3 protein-coding genes are annotated in these 4,116 nt (G+C 70.1%); 2 read left to right on the top strand and 1 reads right to left on the bottom strand.

The window, feature by feature from the left end; all coding sequences use genetic code 11:
• The first annotated feature begins 230 nt into the window (after positions 1-230).
• The gene (locus tag CH341_RS28945) at positions 231-2,576 is read left to right on the top strand and encodes an FdhF/YdeP family oxidoreductase (RefSeq protein WP_111422691.1); all 2,346 of its coding nucleotides are present in this window, start codon (positions 231-233) and stop codon (positions 2,574-2,576) included.
• Positions 2,573-3,553 carry a cytochrome c gene (locus tag CH341_RS28940; RefSeq protein ID WP_245431300.1) on the top strand — a complete coding sequence of 327 codons (981 nt, stop codon included), beginning with the start codon at positions 2,573-2,575 and terminating at the stop codon, positions 3,551-3,553. Before CH341_RS28945 ends, CH341_RS28940 begins: the two co-directional genes overlap by 4 nt.
• A 3-nt stretch (positions 3,554-3,556) precedes the next feature.
• Here the strand turns inward: CH341_RS28940 and CH341_RS28935 are convergent, their stop codons facing one another.
• Positions 3,557-3,958: a c-type cytochrome gene (locus CH341_RS28935; RefSeq protein WP_425376221.1), complete on the bottom strand. Its 402-nt coding sequence runs from the start codon at positions 3,956-3,958 to the stop codon at positions 3,557-3,559.
• Between the last annotated feature and the right edge of the window lie 158 nt (positions 3,959-4,116).

Below are 4,116 nucleotides of genomic sequence, written 5' to 3'. Positions count from 1 at the left end.
GGCGCGGTGCTGGCCGGCGCGGCCCGTGCCGCGGACGACCGCGGAGCCGACCCCCGGGTCGGCGCAGCCGCGCGTGAACAGGTCGAGTGTCATGCCGTCACGGTCCTGGTGATGTCGCTTGCCGTCGCCTTGCCATCGGGGGCCCGAACAGGAACTCCCGACGGCGCCTTGGCGTTCGCTTGGCGTGATCGTTTTCGTGGCGGTCACGTCTCCGAACGTCGCGAGGTCGCATGACGCAGCCCCCGGATCACAAGGCGTCTCCGGATCACGAGCCGCACCCGGATCACAAGGCGGTCCAAAAACCGTATTCCGGACCGGCCGGTGGGTGGGGGTCCGTGAAGGCGCTCGCCGCCATCCTGACCCAGGAGGAGGTGACGGTCCTGGGCAGCGAGATTCTGTGGCAGCAGAACAAGCCCGGCGGCTTCATGTGCGTGTCCTGCTCGTGGGCGAAACCGGCCGATCCGCACGTCTTCGAGTTCTGCGAGAACGGCGCCAAGGCGACCGCCTGGGAGATCACGCCCAAGAAGACGGACCCGGCCTTCTTCGCCTCCCATACGCTCACCGAGCTGCGCGGCTGGTCGGATCACGCGCTGGAGGAGAACGGCCGCCTCACCCATCCGCTGCGCTACGATCCGGCGCTCGACAAGTACGTGCAGGTGTCGTGGGACGAGGCGTTTCTCGAGATCGGCGCCGAGCTGGAGGCGCTCGATCCGCGCTCCGTCGTCTTCTACACGTCGGGCCGCGCCTCGCTGGAGGCGAGCTACATGTACCAGCTCTTCGGTCGCATGTACGGCACCAACAATTTTCCCGACAGCTCCAACATGTGCCACGAGTCGACCTCGGTGGCGCTGCCGGAGGTGATCGGGGTGCCGGTCGGCACCGTGCTGCTGGAGGATTTCGACAAGACGGACTGCATCTTCTTCTTCGGCCAGAACACCACCACCAACTCGCCCCGGATGCTGCATCCGCTGCAGAGCTGCGCCAAGCGGGGCGTGCCCATCGTGGTGTTCAATCCGATCCGCGAGCGCGGGCTGGAGCAGTTCACGGATCCGCAGAATCCTATCCAGATGGTGGCGGGCGGCACCCGCATCGCCACCGAATATTATCAGGTGACGCCGGGCGGCGACATCGCGGCCATCACGGGCCTGTGCAAGGCGCTGATCGAGGCGGACGACACGGCGCAGCGCGACGGCGCCCCGCGACTGCTCGACACGCAATTCATCGCCGAGCACACGCACGGCTTCGAAGACTTCGCCGCGTTCTGCCGTGACAGCGACTGGGCCGCGCTGGAAGCCGTGTCGGGGCTGCCGCGCTCGGAGATGCAGGCCGCCGCCGCGACCTACGGCAAGGCCAATGCCGTGATCGCCAATTACGGCATGGGCCTGACCCAGCACGTGCACGGCGTCGAGGCCTGCAAGATGGTGGCGAACCTCTTGCTGCTGCGCGGTAATATCGGCAAGCCCGGGGCCGGCATCTCGCCGGTGCGCGGGCACTCCAACGTGCAGGGCCAGCGCACCGTCGGCATCTCCGAGAAGACCAAGCTGGTGCCGCTCGATCGGCTGAAGGAGCTCTACGGCTTCGAGCCGCCGCGCCAGGACGGGCTCTCCACGGTCGACGCCTGCGAGGCGATCGTGAAGGGCGAGGTGCGTGGCTTCGTCAGCCTGGGCGGCAACTTCCTGCGCGCCGTTCCGGATCACGGCGTCATGGAGCCGGCCTGGACGAAGCTGCGGCTGTCGGTGCAGATCGCCACCAAGCTCAACCGCACGCATCTGATCCCGGGCGAGGTGACGTATCTGCTGCCGTGCAACGGCCGCATCGAGATCGACCGCCAGGCGACCGGACCCCAGGCGGTGTCGATGGAGGACTCGACCACCTGCATCCACGGGTCGCGCGGCCAGCGCGAGCCGGTCAGCGAGCATCTGCGCTCCGAGCCGGCCATCGTGGCCGGCCTGGCCAAGACGACGCTGCCGCCGAACTCCAAGGTGAACTGGGATGCCTGGGTCGCCGACTACGCGCTGGTGCGCGACGCCATCGAGCGGACGTATCCGGACCAGTTCAAAGACTTCAACAAGCGCATGTTCCAGCCGGGCGGCTTTCCGCGCCCACTGGGCGCCCGCGAGCGAGTCTGGAAGACGCCGACCGGCAAGGCCAACTTCACCGTGCCGGAAAGCCTGCTCAATCGCTCGGCGCAGCCCGCCGACGTCTATCAGCTCGTGACGCTGCGCTCGGACGGCCAGTTCAACACCACGATCTACGGTTTCGACGACCGCTTCCGCGGCGTCTTCGGCGGCCGCGAGGTGGTGCTGATGAACGAGGCCGACATGGCGCGCCTCGGCCTCGCCAAGGGCGACATGGTGCGGCTGACCTCGGCCGTGGACGACGGCGTCGGGCGGGCGCGCGGCGGGCTGCAGGTGCTGCCCTTCGGCATCCCGGAAGGATCGATCGCCGGCTACTATCCGGAGTGCAACGTGCTGATCCCGATCGCCCACCACGCCAAGGGCAGCAAGGTGCCGGCGGCCAAGTCGGTGCCGGTGCGGATCGCCAAGGAGGCGGCGGCTGAAAGCCAGGCCGGATGAGCACCAGCGCGCTGCACCGGCCGATGCGGCGCGGGCAGGACGGTGCGGCCCGACATCGCCGCCGCAAGCGCGTGTGGATCGCGATCGTCGGATCCGGCGTCCTCGCCCTCGCCGGCCTCGGAGCGGTGGGCTGGATCGCAACGGCGCCGCGGCGAGCGCTTCCGCCCGACACCGACCTCGCCGCGGGCGACGCGGAGCGCGGAGCATTGATCTTCGCGGCCGGCGATTGCGCCTCCTGCCATGCCTCGCCCGGCCAGTCGGACCGGCATCGCCTGGGCGGCGGGCTCGCGCTGCCGTCGCCCTACGGCACCTTCCGGGTGCCCAACATCTCGCCGCACCCGCAGGACGGCATCGGCGGCTGGCGCACCGTCGATCTCGCCAATGCGCTCCTCGCCGGCGTCTCGCCGGACGGCCGGCACTATTATCCAGTGTTTCCGTACACGAGCTACGCCCGCATGCGGCTCGACGACGTCCGCGACCTGATCGCCTATCTGCGCACCCTGCCGCCCGTAGAGGGACGCGCGCCGCCGCACGAGATCGCATTGCCGTTCAAGCTGCGGCGGGTGCTCGGGATCTGGAAGCTCTTGTTCCTCGACCGGACGCCGATCACGCCGGACCCGACGCGCAGTGCCGCGTGGAACCGCGGGCACTACCTGGCCGAGGCGGTGGCGCATTGCGCCGAGTGCCATTCGTCCCGCAACCTCTTCGGCGCGATCAAGGCAAAGACGCGTTACGCCGGCGGGACCGACCCGGAGGGCGTCGGCTACGTCCCCAACATCACGCCGGCCCGGATCGGCGGCTGGTCGGCGGCCGATATCGCCGAGGTGCTGCGCTCGGGCCGCACGCCGAACCACGGCCGGGTCGGCTCCTCCATGACGGACGTGGTCACCAACACGGCGACGCTGCCGCAGGAGGACCGCGACGCCATCGCCGAATTCATCACGTCGCTGCCGCCGCGCGAGACGCCGCAGCCATGACCGTCAGCGGGCGTACAGATAGGCGGCGACGTCGCGGGCCTCGGCCTCGGCGATGCCGGTCGCCGGCATGGCGGAGCGTGGCGAGAAGGCTTGCGGGTCGACGATCCACCACACCAGATCGTCGGGCCGGTTGAGGGCGACGCCACCGACATAGACGCGCCGCCGCAGGCCGTCGAGCGACGGACCGACCTGGCCGTCGGCGCCCGGGATCCCGGGAATCGTGTGGCAGCCGGCACAGCCGTAACGGCGGATCAGGTCCGGGGCGCGCTCCGGATCGCCGCCCGTCATGGCGCGCGCCACCGTGTCGGCGCGCTCGCGTGAGACGGCGAGCCCGGCCGCGCCGCCCGCGGCGGCGACGAGGCCGCACAGCACGGCGGCCCCGACCACGATACGGCGGCGGGTCACGGGGCTCACCGCTCGCATCCGCTCAGCACCAGGCCGGCCGCGACCTGGAGGCCCGCCGCGAAGGCGATCCCCAGGGCCACGAGCGCCGCGGCGACGTCGTTCGAGCTCTTGTAGGGGACGTGGACGAGCTTGATCCCGGCCATCATCTGGAACAGCTC

Origin of the sequence: Rhodoplanes roseus (assembly GCF_003258865.1) — a bacterium.
GTDB lineage: Bacteria > Pseudomonadota > Alphaproteobacteria > Rhizobiales > Xanthobacteraceae > Rhodoplanes > Rhodoplanes roseus.
This window is presented reverse-complemented; position numbering and strand designations above follow the sequence as displayed.

What these genes read in the sequence shown, in the direction of transcription:
- CH341_RS28940 (WP_245431300.1), top strand. Translation starts at nt 2,573, where the DNA reads ATGAGCACCAGCGCGCTGCACCGGCCGATGCGGCGCGGGCAGGACGGT.
- CH341_RS28945 (WP_111422691.1), top strand. Translation starts at nt 231, where the DNA reads ATGACGCAGCCCCCGGATCACAAGGCGTCTCCGGATCACGAGCCGCAC.